Below are 15,100 nucleotides of genomic sequence, written 5' to 3'. Positions count from 1 at the left end.
CCGTGAGTAATCCCGGCATAATGGGTAGGTTCTACGCAAGTTAAAATCAGCTTTTTCAGAAGTGAACTACTGCTAAGCCGAAGTAACCCAAATCAGTCCTGCAATTCAGCGAGTGTTCTCAGAAACAACTCTACGCGTTTGTCGCTATGATCCTTGCGGCTGATCAGCTTGATATCGGTTTCGTAGGCATAGACTTCGGGCAACAGAGATTGCAGTTCACCGCGCTCGATCCAGGGCTCGCAGGCATGCCGGGGCATATACCCCAGATACAAACCGCTCAGGATCATACCCAGCATCGCCTCGGCCGTGGTTGTTGTTGCCGTCGAAGAGAAAAGTCTGGGCGTTTCAGTCTTTCCTCTGTCAGCATAGCTGCGGCCAGAAAACCTTGCCTCAGCGACCAATTGCTCAACCATAGCCCTATCCTGAACGCCGAACGCCGGATGCGTGCGGCCACAACACAAAAGCTGCTGTTCCACATAGACTTTTTTCGACCGGAGCGTCGTCGAGACGTCCTTGAACGGACCGATGGCAATGTTCAGTTCGTTGTTGAGCAAGGCGCGCTCCATCTGAGGTGCGCTCATAATCGTGATGTTCAGACTGATCTCGGGAGCCTGCGCGGCAAAGTTCTGGATCGCCCTATAGATCGGGCAGTGCATATTGGTCAGGATCGCATCATCCATCGCAATGCTGAACTGACCGTGCATGTCACCATTATACGCCCTGATCGACCTGCTGAAATTCCCCAAAGCCTGGCTGAGCGGTTGCAACTCTTCGTAGACAAGGTGCCCACCTTCAGTCAGCTGGAACCCCCCTCGCCCACGGTCGCACAGTCGAAACCCAAGGCGTGTTTCCAGGTTTGAGATCGCGGCACTGATGGCCGAGAGGCTCATGTTCAGGCCGTATTGCGCGGGCGAAAGACCCCCGGCCTCGACCACGTGGGCAAACACCTGCAACAGTTTCAGGTCCGCGTCCTGTAGGCGCAATTGGACTGAGGCTCGGGTGGCTACTTGACCATCGGGAAGTTCAGATTTTTGACCGTCTTGCTGCACTTGGCGACCACCTTGGGGTTTCTTCGTCGTGATCCTACAGCCAAAATTTCAAAGTTTGAACGCCCGTAAAACCACCCTTGCGGACGCTAAAACGTAATCAACACGGGCCCCGATCCACTAAAGGAACGGGGCCCGGTTTGCTTTGACAACGAAGCACGGCTACGCCGCCGACCTATTGCAGCTTCATGATCCTTTTCGCTTCAAGTTCGAGGTTCTGGTACGGATCGCCGGACACAGTAACCGCGACGCCCTGAATCGTTCCGCCTTTGAACTCACCCGGTGTCTGGTACAACGAACTCACCGCGTCGCCGCTGTCATACCCGACACAAAGCCCGTCACCCGACAAGGTGAACTTGGCAGGCTGTGTACGCATATCACCCTGCGCAACCACTTGATCATCGATATAGAGCTTGGTCGTCCCCAAGGCTTCGCCATATTCACCTTGGTCGGTTTTTTCGAACTCCATACCAAGAGTGTACTTTCCGGGCTTCAACTCGACATTCGACTCGAAAACCTGTTCTGGCTGGATGCCAAGGAAGTTGTAGACGTAGTACAGCTTGCCGTCCTTAATGAACAAAGAATGCCCGCCAAACCGCGAACCGTGCGCAAAGATCACGCCTTGAGTGTCTTCTTCAACTTCGACGTTTGCCAGGATCTTGTATGAGCGACCGCGAATGTTGACAGCGACCCCTTCGGGCACCGGTGCGGTGTTGGGGTAGTAAACATAAGTATCCCGTGGTTCTTCCTGAGAAGGGCGCTCGATGGTCAACAACTCAGCCGCACTGCGATCATCCAAGGGAAGAACGAGGTTTTTCTTGGCTTCGTCGAACCAAACGTTGATCAACTCTTCCAGCTTTTCCGGATGTTCATCGGCCAAATTGTTGGATTCAGACCGATCTTCTTCGACGTGATACAGCTCCCACACGTCCTTGTCGAAGTTCCCCTTGCCCGACAAAGGAGCGTGAACTGCGACTGCCTTCCAGCCGTCTTTCCAGATACCGCGCGTTCCGAGCATGGTAAAATACTGAACCACTTTCTGCGTCGGAGCGTCGGGCTCGGCATCAAAAGTGTAAGCCATCGAAACTCCGGACAGCGGATACTGAGCAACGCCTTTGTTCACCTCAGGCATCTCGACACCTACGATGTCGAGGATCGTCGGAACGATATCAACCGAGTGGTGATATTGATGTCGAATTTCACCACGCGCTTCGATCCCGGCGGGCCACGAAATAACGAGGGGGTCATTCGTCCCGCCCGCGTAGTTCGAATAGCGCTTGAACATTTTGAATGGCGCGGAAAACGCAGCCGCCCATCCCGTGGGGTAATGGTTGTAGGTATCGGGGCCACCTAGCGTATCGAGGTATTTGAGGTTTTCGTCCAGATCATCGGGGAACCCGTTGAAGAACTTGTTCTCATTCACCGAACCGTTCGGAGTACCCTCGCCCGACGCACCGTTGTCGGCAGCATAGATGACGACTGTGTTTTCCAGCTGGCCTGTCTGATCCAGGTACGCAATGATCCGCCCGACCTGAGTATCGGTGTATTCCGAGAACCCGGCATAGACTTCGGCCATACGCGAGAACAGCTCTTTTTCCTGATCATTCAGGCTGTCCCAGGGACGGATGTAATCTGCGGGGTTGGCAACCTCGTCCGGCAGGAAATTCAGCTCAGTATTCACTGTACCTTCGGGCAGAATTCCCTTTTCGATCATCTGCTTGGTCACCCATTCGCGATAGCTGTCATAGCCATCGTCAAAGACGCCGTCGTATTTGTCCGCCCATTCAGCTGCGACGTGGTGCGGCGCGTGGTTGGCACCGGGATTGAACCACATGTACCAAGGTTTCGACGGGTTGGTCGCGTTCTGGTCGCGCAGCATCTCAATGGCCTTGTCCGCCAGATCTTTGGACAAATGGTATCCGTCCTCGGGACCATAAGGTTGTTCAATGAATTTGTTGTCCTCGACCAGATCGGGATACCAATTGTTGGTTTCACCACCCAAGAACCCATAAAAGCGGTCAAAGCCTTGTTGGGTCGGCCATTCCGAACGGCTCGCGCCGGGGGCTACATCCTGTTCTGGAACGTTATGGTTTTTACCTAGCCAAAAGGTCGAATAACCGTTGTTACGAAGAACCTCGGCGATCGTTGTCACTTGATCCGGTAGCCGACCATTCGCTCCGGGAAATCCGTCCGCCGTTTCCGTGATCGAAGCCATTCCGTTCAGGTGATGGTTCCGACCCGTCAACAAAGTGGAACGCGTAGGCGAACATAGAGCCGTTGTGTGCCATTGCGTATAAGTCAGGCCCTGCTCGGCTAATTTGTCCATCGTCGGCATATTGACCCGACCGCCATAAGGCGACCACGCCCCAAGGCCAGTATCGTCATAAAGCACGAAAAGAACGTTAGGGGCTCCTTCGGGCGCATATTTGGGCGTAAACGGTGTCCAGTCCGGGGTAGAATCCCGCACATCCAATTCGATTTTTCCGTTAAAACCTTCGACATCGGGCACGTCCTGCGCAGCTATCGGACTGGCCAGCAGCGTTACCGATGCTGCTGCACCCCATATTCTCATAAATCTCATAACCTGAGTTCCCTGCTATAAACCGACAAAAAAGGCCGGCCGTGAAAATTTCATATGCTCAAACGATCATTCAACTGGTCATCCGACTATGATGATCGCGCTGATTGAAAAAACGGGCAGATCGAAAGCCCAACCAAATACCATTCTTTACAAACAAGCATACTCAACCGAATAACCGCCTCAACGGGCGCTTCGCGCCCCTACGGTTCTGACTGAGTAATCTCAATGCAAACACGGCGCTTGCCATTTTGTGCCACTTTTTCAATATATTCGCATGTCTCGTGAACTAATTGGCATTACCACCGCCCGGGGTATGGGGCCCCTGCCTCAGCTCCTTGAAGAAATGGGCGGAAGCCGCAGCGTCGAACGCGTTTTTGCAAAGGCAGGCGTGCCATTGGAAGTGATCGAAAACACAGATCACTCCATTCCGATGATTCAAATGATGTCCCTGTTCGATCACGCCGCCCGCGAGACCGGAGACAGTTTCTTTGGGTTTCGTGTCGGTGCAAACATGGCACCGGGGGCTTACGGAAAATGGGTTCAGTATGCCTCGCAGGCCAACACTCTGCACAACGCAATTCTGCGTCTCATGAAAACGATCCGACTACATCAAAGCGTGGGGTTTATGGAGCTCAAGTCACAGGGAGCCCAGTTTGTATGGACGTATGGCACCCCGCTCTATGACAAAGTCATTCAAAGGCAACACGCCGATCACGTACTCCCAGTCATGATCCGTTTCGCACAAGTTTTCCTGGGCGTTTCTTGGACTCCAAACAAAGTGCAAAGCATGTTTGATATTGGCGCAAACAGCGACAGACCAAACGCGAACCCGGCAATCGAGTGGCTTCGCGGTGGCAAAGGCGTTTCTGTCTTTTTTGAGAAAGAAGAATTGCGCACAACCCGTCCGGCAGAGGTGGAAACACCGCTCACGACCATTGATCTTTTAGCGGACTACAAGGCTGGACGAACACAGTGCTTTGTCGCAGAGATGGAGGCCCTTATAGCCACCCGCCTATTATCCGGACTGGTAGATCTCACCGGCTTAGCGGCGTTTTCAGGCAAAGGCACACGGACGATCCAACGACGACTTGATGAGCACGGATTGAGTTACCGCAACATGGTCGACGGCATACGATTCAGGAAAGCGAGCGCTTTGTTGTCTGAGACAAACTTGAGCCTTACAGAAATCGCGATTTCACTCGGCTATAGCGACCCTGCACATTTCACCAGAGCCTTCCGCAGGTGGGCAGGAAGAGCCCCAAGTGAAGCGCGATTGCAAACAATCCCGGCCCAGTAAGCAGTCATATATTCGTCGCATTCACTGAACAAAAATCAGAAGAACGGGGCGCTCTAACGGTGCCCAATAGACTAAAATTTATTCAATTTCTTCAATTAACCTGCTTCTAACAGTTCATTGGCAACAGTGTCTGCGTTGATCTCCCGATCATGCGCGTGCCGTCTTTGTTGCGCACGCTTCGCTCGGAATGGCAAGGTAAGTTAGGCACTCATGAAACACGCACGAACATCGTTAAAAACCACACTGTCCGTAGGACTAAGTCTAATACTGGTAATTGTGACAGCGGCACTTTTTGTTCTGTTTAAGCACCAAAACGATCAAAGTGCGATAGACGCCGCGCAAAAACGACAGATGACTTCGTTGCGCGTCCTCGTCGACAAATTCCAAACTCTGTATCCAGAGATCGAAGCGCAATATGATAGCAACGGCAATATCTCTGAGGTCACTTGGAACACTCTTCCAGAGATTCAGGGGCACGAACTTATCGATCAAGTGGGCCGAGTATCCGGTGAAACAGCGACTTTGTTTGGCTGGGATTCCACTGAACGCGATTTCATTCGCCTGACAACCAACATCAAAAAACCGGATGGTTCCCGCGCCGTTGGAACATGGCTTGGAAAACAAAACCCCGTGCACGCGTCCATGTTGAATCGGGATACGTATCTGGGTCAGGCAAATATCCTCGGGAAAAGCTACTTTACAGTTTACCAACCAGTCCTGAGTAGCGCCGGTGATCCTGTCGGGATTTTCTATGTCGGCGTAAGTAGCTCTGAAGTGGAATCTCAAGCCACCTCCAACCTGCGCTCCGCTTTGTTGTTGAAGGTGGTGTTGCTGGGAGCTGGACTTGCGGCCGTATTCTTTCTGGTCAACTGGGCTTTGAAACCTCTGAGCGCCATCTCTGGCCGCATGGCTGCGATGTCGCAGGGTGATTTGGAAACCGAAGTACCGCACACCGGCCGCGGTGACGTGTTAGGCACAACTGCGCGTGCTTTGGAAGACTTTAGAAACAAGTTGAAAAACGCTGAGAAGACCGAACTTGAGATTGCTGAACGGCAAGCTCAGCAAACAAATGTCGTACAGACACTGTCCGATCATCTTGCACGCCTGTCAGAAGGCAATCTGACAGTACAAATCTCATCACCTTTCCCCGATGACTACGAACAATTGCGCAAAGATTTCAACGCCTCAATCGAGAACCTCGACAAGACAATTGGCGATGTAATCAACGCTGCGGAATCCATACGTAATGGCGCCGGCGAGGTCAGTCAGTCTTCCGAAGACCTGTCAAAACGCACCGAAAGCCAGGCAGCAACACTAGAAGAAACAGCAGCCGCACTGGATGAGCTGACAGCTTCGGTGAAATCCGCAGCTGAAGGTGCTCGAAGTGTCGAGGCAACAATGAGCGAGGCGAAAGCAGAAGCCGAAGAAAGTGGCCAGGTCGTTCAAAGCGCCGTAGACGCGATGACTGAGATAGAGCAAAGCTCAACCCACATCTCGCAGATCATCTCGGTGATTGATGACATCGCTTTTCAAACGAACCTACTGGCCCTGAACGCTGGCGTTGAAGCCGCCAGAGCTGGAGAAGCCGGTCGTGGTTTTGCCGTCGTGGCCTCTGAGGTGCGGGCGCTCGCGCAACGGTCTTCTGAGGCTGCATTGGAAATCAAGACTCTGATCAACGACTCTTCGAAACACGTAAAGAGCGGTGTCGTACTTGTTGGCAAAACAGGTGAGGCACTAAAGAGTATCGTTGATCGCGTCGCACATATCTCAAGCCTGGTGTCGAACATTGCCGAAGGAGCAGCAGAGCAATCTATTGGCCTCGGTGAAATTAACGTCGGTGTAAACGAACTTGATCGAGTCACACAGAAAAACGCTGCAATGGTTGAGGAAGCTACGGCAGTGGGACACATGTTGCGAACTGATGCGACTAAATTGAGTGACCTGGTAACAAGCTTCTCAATTTCAGGTGGCAGGACATTCCAGCCAACGGCCACACCGAAGCCAAGTGCACATGGAGCGGAATGGAGCAACGCTAACGTATTCGAACCTCGACCATCGGCCTCTGCTGCCGCGGGTAATGCAGCAATCGACATCTGGCAGGACTTCTAAGCTTATCACACTTGAGGCGCCACGTGTTGTTGCCGTCAGAGCCTTCAGCACGTGGTACCCCGGTTAAAAATACTGAAGTGGCAGATAAAGGCAGGTGGTCTGAAAGTCTTCGAAACGGCCCTTTTGGGCTCAACCTATCGTGGCGAACAAAAAATATGGACCGCAAGAGTGACCTACCACACGATAAACGGGCAACTTTCGATTGGCCGTTCATGAATCGCATATACCGCATTCTTGCGTCTAAATGCACTAATTCATGTATTTGTCGAACCAGGCAATCATGCTTTCCGGATGCTGACCGAAATAGTTATACCCATCAAAGCGTTGAGTAGTGCCTTCAACCCAGAACAGTTCCTTGTCTTCGATGGTCAGCAAGTCAAACGTAGTTTGTACGTCCTCAGGCCGGGTCCAGACATCATCGCGCACCTGGATGATATAGGTCGGCACTTTGACATTTGCGGCGTAGTTGTGTGGCGTCATTCGCGCCATGGGAAAGGCACCGAGCTTTTGCTGTTCTTCATCGAGTATATCAATGAACTCGCCAATACCTTGAAGTTTTCCAATCTCTTCGGCCGCAGTTCTGGATGAACAAGGCTGAGCACAAACGAACGCTTTGACGTCTTCGAACAATTCGGGGCGCTTCGTCATTGCGACCATAGCCGAATTGCCACCATTGCAGGGGTTGAACAGTCCAACGGTCATGTGCTTCAGCCTTTCATGACCTTGCACATATTCCTGAGCACCCGCTACGTCGCGCCACTCAAACAAACCATAAGCGGCAAGACCCGCATTAGCCGAACCGCTGTGTCCGTGGTTCCTCATGTCGTAGGTCAGAACGTTATAGCCCGCATCGTGCAACGCTTTGTAAACGTTATTGAACTCTACATTGACCGGCGCAAACTGTGACCAGGGCTCAAGATGCCCAGGAAAACCATAGCGGCTAAAGGTCAAGGGGTGGTTACAGATGATCAGTTTGTCGCTGCCCTTTGCCGGGATAAACCAAGCTTCGAGGGGAACACCGTCCAAGGCAGAAAAGAAGACATCTTCATACTCCATTCCATAATCGGCTGGTGTCTTAAGAACAGGAGTCCGCATGGGGATGCTGTTGCCTTGGGCCATGCCCTTGATAACGGCCATTTGTTCCGGAGTGGGTTGCTGTGTCATGATTAAATCCGTTTTTCCATGTTGCCAGCCAATAAAGCGCGCCATTCAGCTGGTGTTTGGTTTTCCCATTTCTGGAATGCGCGATAGAAAGAGCCCTGATCTTCGTAACCGAGCAGGTAAGCGATCTCGCTGATATCGAAGTCGGGTTGAGCCAGGTATTCCAGCGCCAGTTCGTGCCGCGTATCCGACAAAAGAGCTTGGAAGCTGTGGCCTTCCTCTTTCAGGTGACGTTGCAATGAGCGCTCACTGATCGCCATGTCCCGTGCAATGCTTCGCAATTCTGGACGACCAGCAGTCATGGCACGCCGAAGATGCCAACGCACTTGTTCAGTCAAGGAATTGGTGGTTTGAGAGCGATGTAAATCGGCGGCTAACGCCTTATCCAGCATCTCAAGAAGTTCACGGTTATAGCTCTTGAACGGAATGTCCAGATCGGCCTTTTCGAACACAAGACGAGCCTGCGGCGCGTTCCATGCAATTGGGCAGCCGAACCAATTCTGCAGCAAATCGCTGCGATCCCGGCAAAGCTCGATCCTTTTCGGATTGATCTTCTGACCAGTTCCAGCGCGTACCATGTTTACGAGAAAGGAGAATGTTGCGTCGGTTAAAGAGTGTGGTTCGGTTTCTGTTGCGTAGACCCAACGTGTCGTTATCTCACAATTGTCTCTTTCAATCACAACTTGGAACTCTTCTGGCGCACAAATGGCCTTATATCGCGCAACGCGCTGCAGGGCTTCACCCACATTTTTGGCATGAAAGGCGACCAAGAATGACGGCGGCAACGAAGGTCCGTGCATCGTCGTAGTCATATTCAGGCCGATATCTGGGCCACCAAGGGTTTGTAGTGTTCCCCACAACTTGAATAATTGGGACGTCGTCATCCGCGCCTCGGAGCTGACCAACTTGATCGGCAATCGTGCCTCAAGCAAAACCTCCGAGGGCCGGAGGGAGAGACTTTCCAAAGCCTTCCAGAACGTCTCAGGTGTTTTTATCCGATCCGGCGTTTGCATGGCTTATTCCTCAGGGTCGAAAACGTAGATAGCGAGCGCCCCGAGGAATAAGTATAGCGTCACCCGCCAAATCTGTCGCAGATCACGCCAATCGCTGTCGCAGTCGGCCATGGTGTTGGCCAACCCGTCGTTCACTGTCTGTTGGAACCGATCAGTTTACTGCAAACGCGTGACGGAGCTAAGCTTTACAAACATTCGCAATCCCAGAGAGACAGGGCATTAACCATGAACAAACGGCGTGCTCGCCCACTGTTTAGATTAAGGCACGACTTGGCTTTCCTCAAAAGGCTTTGAAATGATCCGAACGGCCTCTTCAACAAGACTTGGCCATGCCGATCCCTCTGATTGGTACAAATACACGCCTCGTGTTTCGGGAAGATCAACGACAGGTCGGAACTCTAACTCGGACGAAACAAGTTGGGTTGCTGCTTTCGGAAGAAGCGTGCCCCAATTGCCTTTGCTCACTATCGCCAAAAGGGACTGGGTATTGTGTACAGTTACATCGACCTTGGATAGATGAGCCTGGATGGTCGACGACTGAATCTGGTCACACAGCGCATTGCGCAAAAAGGGACTCAGAAAAACCTCGTCAACGCTAACTGATCCAGATTTGGAAGCCAGAGAGTGATGCTTTGACATAACCAGACCGAATGGGTCTTGAAACAGAGACGACACTTTTGCCCCATTAATGGCCTGTTCGGACGACGCGATCCCGATATCAGCCCACCCCTGCCCGATTGCCTCAAGTACGCCTGCGGTATCCGCGTCCCGGAGTTCTATTTTCACCCCCGGATGAAGATCCGAAAAATGAGCCACCAAAGGTGGAAAAACAAGGGCCGCAACTGATGGGACCGCGGCAATTCGCAACAAACCTTGTGGAGCACAGGTCAAGAGATGGATGTTTTCGATGGCGTTATCGAACTGGTTCAACTGCGTTTTAGCCAGTTGCAAGACTTGTACGCCAAGCGTCGTTAAGCGGTTCTTTCGCTCACCTTCGAACAGAGAGCGCCCAAGGTGGGCCTCGAGCTGTTTCAACGTCATTGAAACTGCGGATTGCGTGCGTCCCAACCGATCCGCCGCATCGGCCAGGTTTCCCGTTTCAGCGACAGCGCAGAAACAACGCAGCATTTCGATCTTGATAGCCAAACTTCAATTTTCCTGAAATTCACTTCAACTGTTTGAGTTTGACTGATGCCTTGCAACAAGTCCATCCTTCACCAACCCTCTTTAACAGCTGAGATTTGCCGTGACCCACAAGAACCTGATCGCCGGAGAATGGCTGGCAGGCAACGCCGAAATTGAAAATCGCAACCCGTCTGACATGTCCGATCTGATTGGCCTGTATGCCCAAGCGACCGCAGACCAACTTGACGCAACTCTGATCCAGGCCCGCGCAGCTCAGTTGGAGTGGGCGGCTTATGGGCTTGAGCGAAAACAATCGGTGCTGAATGCAATCGGCAACGAAATGATGGCCCGGTCAGAAGAGCTGGGAACCCTTCTAAGCCGTGAAGAAGGCAAACCTCTGGCAGAAGGCAAAGGCGAAGTTTATCGCGCCGGCCAGTTTTTTACTTACTATGCCGCAGAGTGCCTACGCCAAATTGGTGAAAACGCGGATTCCGTCCGACCCGACATCGAGGTTGACGTACGGCGCGAGGCCGTGGGGACAGTTGCAATCATCAGCCCTTGGAACTTTCCGACTGCGACCGCTTCTTGGAAAATCGCGCCCGCGCTTTGCTATGGTAACGCCGTTGTTTGGAAGCCTGCCAATCTCACCCCAGCCTCGGCCGTCGCATTGACGGAAATCATCACACGGCAAGACATTCCAAAAGGCCTCTTTAGCCTTGTGATGGGTGCAGGAAGCACCATTGGGCAGCGCTTGGTTCAAAGCCCAATGGTTGACGCGATTTCCTTTACTGGTTCAGTGCCCGTGGGCAAAGGTATTGCCGCGGCTGCCATCCAGAACCTGACTAAGGTTCAAATGGAAATGGGGTCCAAGAACGCACTCGCCGTTATGGATGATGCCGATATTGATCTGGCCGTAACTCTCGCGCTTGGCGGCGCTTTTGGTGGAACTGGGCAGAAATGCACTGCCTCCTCTCGGCTCGTCGTCCACAATGCGATCCACGACAGCTTTGTCGAAAAGCTGATAGCTGGTGCACAAGCCATGAAGGTTGGACACGCATTGGACGCGGAAACCCAAATTGGACCGGTGGTTAGCCAACAGCAGCTGGACGAAAACTTGGCCTATGTCGAGTTGGGCAAGTCTGAAGGGGCCGAACTCGCCTGCGGCGGACAGCGGCTGGAAATGCCACATGACGGCTTCTACATGAGCCCTGGCGTCTTTCTCAACACCAACAACTCAATGCGTATCAACCGTGAAGAGATGTTTGCGCCCCTGACCTCTGTCATCAAAGTTGACAGCTACGACGAAGCGTTGAGCGTGGTGAACGATACCAATTTTGGCCTGACGTCTGGCATCGTGACCCGATCTCTTGCGCGTGCAACACACTTCCGCCGCAACGCGCGCACCGGGGTGGTTACGGTCAACCTCCCAACCGCGGGGACGGATTACCACGTGCCATTCGGCGGTCGCGGCGACAGCTCTTACGGGCCGCGCGAACAAGGCAAGGCCGCAGCTGAGTTTTATACAACTGTCAAAACCGCATACATCAGCGCAGGCCCTGTTTGATGCGTATCGACGGGCTGCAATATGCAAACTGGTCGGAAAAGATCTTTCGAGAACTTCGGCAAGGTGGCGTGGATGCGATCCATGTCACCATTGCCTATCACGAAAACTTTCGCGAAACGGTTCTGAATTTCGAGCGGTGGAACAAGTGGTTTGAGCGCTACCCAGACCTGTTGATGAAGGGGCTTCATGCCTCTGACATTGACCGTGCCAGGGAAACAAACCGCACAGCTGTGTTCTTTGGCTTTCAGAACCCGTCACCTATCGAAGACGACATCGGTCTGGTCGAGATCGTGCACACTTTGGGCGCACGCTTCATGCAGTTGACGTACAACAACCAATCGCTTTTAGCGACTGGCTGTTACGAAGCCGAAGACACTGGCCTTACACGAATGGGCAAACAAATCGTGCGCGAAATGAACCGCGTCGGCCTTGTGGTGGACATGAGCCATTCAGGCGACCGCTCGACCATCGAAGCCGCTGATCATTCGAGCCGACCCATCGCGATAACGCACGCCAACCCCTACGACTGGCACCCAGCTCTTCGCAACAAGCGTGAAGACGTAATCCGCGCGGTGACAGAAAATGGCGGAATGTTCGGCTTTTCGGTCTATCCTCATCACTTGAAGGGTAAGTCAGACTGCACGCTTCAGGATTTTTGCGAGATGATTGCGAGAACTGCAGACAAGTTTGGTATCGACCACTTGGGGATTGGCACGGATCTGTGCCAAGACCAGCCCGACAGCGTTGTCGAATGGATGCGCGTTGGCCGTTGGACCAAAGAGATAGACTATGGCGAAGGCTCCGCCGCGGCTCCGGGTTTCCCACCAATGCCTGACTGGTTCCGAGACAACCGTGATTTTGGCAATATCGAAACTGGCCTTCGCGCAACAGGAATGAACGAGGACGAAGTTGCAGCGATTATGGGCCGCAACTGGTATCGCTTCTTTGCCGAAAACTTCACACCGCAGGAAAACGCACATGGTTGAACTGCGTGCGCCAGAAAGTGTCATGACCCTGTCGCGACTGGGATCATTACACCAATGCCGGCTGAGTTTCATGCGGCAATTGACAAGGCGCATGGCTCGCGATCAATGGACCTTTACGCGAACAGTATTCGACATTGACGACAAAGGCGTCGGGCACGCCGTCTACACGACCAAAGGGCCCGATCGCGCCTACTCTCTGATCGCCTTTGCGCACGACTTGCCGGATCACATGCGATCTGATCGCGTGATCGCCACTGCATGGGACGCCACCTTTACGCTGTTCGATGGCATACCCGATCAACAGGACATTGACCGCCTTTCCCGAAATGTACCCCTTCAAGAGGCCGGCAGGGTCAGCGAGCGTGAGATTTCGGTGAGTAGAGCCAATCGGTCCGTACGCTTATGGGAGCACGTGATCGAAGCCCTCTCTTCAGGACATCAACCTGATGCGCAACAGCTTGAATCAGTGGGCTACCTGATGCGTACTACTGCCGTTTACGGCTCGGGCAAACTGGGTGCTATAGATCGCGAGATGATTGCATCGCGCCCTGAAATGCGGGCTCCGTTTCAGGCGGAAATGCTGTCGGTCTACCTGACCCGCTGGTTTGTGCGCGATCTGGTGGAACACATGGCGCGATTGCGCGGAGGGGACCAAGCCGTTTCCCTGGATGAAGACCTCGCGCAACAACTTGGCATCGGTAACTCCACTGGTTTGGGAATGGCGCCCTACCTGGTCAACCATCCTATACTGTTCAACAACTGGATCGCCGCGAGAGAGACAGCAATTGCCCGGGTGCGCGCTCTGTCGGCCACGCCTCACCAGATCAACTTTTTCCGTGATCTTGTCGCATGTTGCGACAAGTTGGTGGCAAACTGGCGCTCAGAACACCCAATTCAGATCTCCAAGCTCGAACAACTGAGCAGCGACCTGACGTCTCTCAACACGTATTTGGCGACTACGGAAATGTCAGGAGATACGCCCTGGAACGCTCTTATGGTTTGGGCCGAAAGCACCCTGAGCTACGAAGGGCAGGAACTTATCGGCTCTCTCATACTCGAGCCAAATGGGGATTTGGTGGACGATCTCGCTGACGCCATGTCGGATGAAGGCACACCTTTTATCCTAGATGGATCAATGCCAGTGAGTGAGGTCCGCAATTTAATCCAGCAGACGTTTGGCCCAATTCTTGATCGCGACTGGAGCGCGCCCGAGAATTGCGCGCGGGCATGGTATGTCTCAGAGGAAAAGCTGGAGCCGCGACTAGGCGAGCGGTTTGAAGAACCCATCGAAGACTACGAACAGCCTTTAGCTCCCGCTCGCGACGCAGCCGCTGCCCTTGCCGATTTGTCGGAAACTGAACCGCAGAACTCTGTGGCTGATTTTCTCTCGCACCACCCCGAACATCGCCAAAGCGTCCGTCGTGCACAAATCGCTCGCCAAGCGCCGTACGGCGAAATCCGCTCGAACACGATTGGTGCTGACGTCATGCCAATCGACATGCTGCGGGCAAAGCTTTCCTTTTTTGGCGTCACACGCTTTGACCCGCGATCTGACCGGTGGGTTCGCGTCGTGATGTATGCCGGTGCTCCTTACCCGCCCAATCTGACCGCCGCGAATGCCGATCTTTGGGTCTATCCAGAGCTGCTCAAATGAACTTGTCCTTGAATGAAGTAGAAGCCGTTGCAAAGCGCGCCACGCGCGGTGCCGGGCATTCCTGGGGGTTGGCAGAAGAAGCAGCTTTGGCCTGTCGCTGGCTCTGCCTCCAAGACTTGGACGGGGTCGGCGCCCTTGCCGCCGATCTGGAGGCCGACACAGGTACTTTGGCGAAAGGTGTTTCACTTTCGGATCGAGCAAAGACGCTTATGCATGGCCCAATTGAACTTCAGTCAATAAACCACTCACGTTTAATCCTGCCGTTTGCCGCCAACGCTGCCCGTTTGATTGGTTCCTGTGTGAGCGTGATTGGCCCAGACGTTCTGGCAGTGACCGATGGAACCGCGCTGCACCTTTCAGGTGAATTTCCTGATCGAACAATGACCCTCACCGTTAAAGCGGGTGGTTCATTGTCCACTCCACGCAAGAAGGTAACCCGCGCACATCCCACGCAGATCGATTGGGACACGCTCAACCGATTTGCCCACCGCACTTATGCCCCTGCCACTGCAGAAAGCCGGAAACGTGGTGCCGGAGCCGGGCTTTCCGACAACGACTAACCGA

The 15,100-nt window shown here is 53.3% G+C and carries 11 protein-coding genes; 6 read left to right on the top strand and 5 right to left on the bottom strand.

What is annotated here, in order from left to right; translation table 11 throughout:
- Positions 1 to 92 precede the first annotated feature (92 nt).
- Entirely contained in the window at positions 93 to 1,049 is a 957-nt protein-coding gene (locus ACR0EO_RS14845) for a LysR family transcriptional regulator (protein ID WP_480691250.1), read from the bottom strand.
- Between the two features lie 172 nt (positions 1,050 to 1,221).
- Positions 1,222 to 3,627: an arylsulfatase gene (locus ACR0EO_RS14840; RefSeq protein WP_480691248.1), complete on the bottom strand. Its 2,406-nt coding sequence runs from the start codon at positions 3,625 to 3,627 to the stop codon at positions 1,222 to 1,224.
- 274 nt (positions 3,628 to 3,901) lie between these two features.
- Here ACR0EO_RS14840 and ACR0EO_RS14835 point away from each other — a divergent pair, with 274 nt between their 5' ends.
- Both ACR0EO_RS14835 and ACR0EO_RS14830 read left to right on the top strand, forming a co-directional pair.
- Positions 3,902 to 4,924, top strand: a complete 1,023-nt coding sequence (locus ACR0EO_RS14835; protein ID WP_480691246.1) for an AraC family transcriptional regulator — start codon at positions 3,902 to 3,904, stop codon at positions 4,922 to 4,924.
- A gap of 351 nt (positions 4,925 to 5,275) precedes the next feature.
- Entirely contained in the window at positions 5,276 to 7,033 is a 1,758-nt protein-coding gene (locus ACR0EO_RS14830; RefSeq protein ID WP_480691245.1) for a methyl-accepting chemotaxis protein, read from the top strand.
- A 249-nt stretch (positions 7,034 to 7,282) separates the two neighbouring features.
- On the opposite strand, the gene ACR0EO_RS14825 is transcribed toward ACR0EO_RS14830, so the two are convergent.
- The 3 genes from ACR0EO_RS14825 to ACR0EO_RS14815 all read right to left on the bottom strand — a co-directional run bounded on the left by ACR0EO_RS14825 (position 7,283) and on the right by ACR0EO_RS14815 (position 10,353).
- Positions 7,283 to 8,197 carry an alpha/beta hydrolase family protein gene (locus ACR0EO_RS14825; RefSeq protein ID WP_480691243.1) on the bottom strand — a complete coding sequence of 305 codons (915 nt, stop codon included), beginning with the start codon at positions 8,195 to 8,197 and terminating at the stop codon, positions 7,283 to 7,285.
- 2 nt (positions 8,198 to 8,199) lie between these two features.
- The gene (locus tag ACR0EO_RS14820) at positions 8,200 to 9,207 is read right to left on the bottom strand and encodes an AraC family transcriptional regulator (RefSeq protein ID WP_480691241.1); all 1,008 of its coding nucleotides are present in this window, start codon (positions 9,205 to 9,207) and stop codon (positions 8,200 to 8,202) included.
- A 258-nt stretch (positions 9,208 to 9,465) separates the two neighbouring features.
- The gene (locus ACR0EO_RS14815) at positions 9,466 to 10,353 is read right to left on the bottom strand and encodes a LysR family transcriptional regulator (RefSeq protein ID WP_480691239.1); all 888 of its coding nucleotides are present in this window, start codon (positions 10,351 to 10,353) and stop codon (positions 9,466 to 9,468) included.
- Positions 10,354 to 10,453: 100 nt separating this feature from the next.
- Here ACR0EO_RS14815 and ACR0EO_RS14810 point away from each other — a divergent pair, with 100 nt between their 5' ends.
- Genes ACR0EO_RS14810 through ACR0EO_RS14795 form a run of 4 tightly spaced genes read left to right on the top strand, consistent with a single transcriptional unit; the run spans position 10,454 to position 15,096 of the window.
- Positions 10,454 to 11,896: an aldehyde dehydrogenase family protein gene (locus tag ACR0EO_RS14810; protein ID WP_480691237.1), complete on the top strand. Its 1,443-nt coding sequence runs from the start codon at positions 10,454 to 10,456 to the stop codon at positions 11,894 to 11,896.
- Positions 11,896 to 12,882 carry a membrane dipeptidase gene (locus ACR0EO_RS14805; protein WP_480691235.1) on the top strand — a complete coding sequence of 329 codons (987 nt, stop codon included), beginning with the start codon at positions 11,896 to 11,898 and terminating at the stop codon, positions 12,880 to 12,882. The genes ACR0EO_RS14810 and ACR0EO_RS14805 overlap by 1 nt, the downstream gene beginning before the upstream one ends.
- Positions 12,875 to 14,536: a hypothetical protein gene (locus ACR0EO_RS14800; protein WP_480691233.1), complete on the top strand. Its 1,662-nt coding sequence runs from the start codon at positions 12,875 to 12,877 to the stop codon at positions 14,534 to 14,536. The genes ACR0EO_RS14805 and ACR0EO_RS14800 overlap by 8 nt, the downstream gene beginning before the upstream one ends.
- Positions 14,533 to 15,096, top strand: a complete 564-nt coding sequence (locus ACR0EO_RS14795) for a DUF3726 domain-containing protein (protein WP_480691231.1) — start codon at positions 14,533 to 14,535, stop codon at positions 15,094 to 15,096. The genes ACR0EO_RS14800 and ACR0EO_RS14795 overlap by 4 nt, the downstream gene beginning before the upstream one ends.
- Positions 15,097 to 15,100 lie beyond the last annotated feature (4 nt).

The organism is Ruegeria sp. BE9 (genome assembly GCF_056538765.1).
This window is presented reverse-complemented; position numbering and strand designations above follow the sequence as displayed.

Excerpts from the sequence above, each read along its gene's own strand:
- ACR0EO_RS14840 (WP_480691248.1), bottom strand. The coding sequence starts at position 3,627 with ATGAGATTTATGAGAATATGGGGTGCAGCAGCATCGGTAACGCTGCTG.
- ACR0EO_RS14835 (WP_480691246.1), top strand. The coding sequence starts at position 3,902 with ATGTCTCGTGAACTAATTGGCATTACCACCGCCCGGGGTATGGGGCCC.
- ACR0EO_RS14830 (WP_480691245.1), top strand. The coding sequence starts at position 5,276 with ATGACTTCGTTGCGCGTCCTCGTCGACAAATTCCAAACTCTGTATCCA.
- ACR0EO_RS14825 (WP_480691243.1), bottom strand. The coding sequence starts at position 8,197 with ATGACACAGCAACCCACTCCGGAACAAATGGCCGTTATCAAGGGCATG.
- ACR0EO_RS14820 (WP_480691241.1), bottom strand. The coding sequence starts at position 9,207 with ATGCAAACGCCGGATCGGATAAAAACACCTGAGACGTTCTGGAAGGCT.
- ACR0EO_RS14805 (WP_480691235.1), top strand. The coding sequence starts at position 11,896 with ATGCGTATCGACGGGCTGCAATATGCAAACTGGTCGGAAAAGATCTTT.
- ACR0EO_RS14800 (WP_480691233.1), top strand. The coding sequence starts at position 12,875 with ATGGTTGAACTGCGTGCGCCAGAAAGTGTCATGACCCTGTCGCGACTG.
- ACR0EO_RS14795 (WP_480691231.1), top strand. The coding sequence starts at position 14,533 with ATGAACTTGTCCTTGAATGAAGTAGAAGCCGTTGCAAAGCGCGCCACG.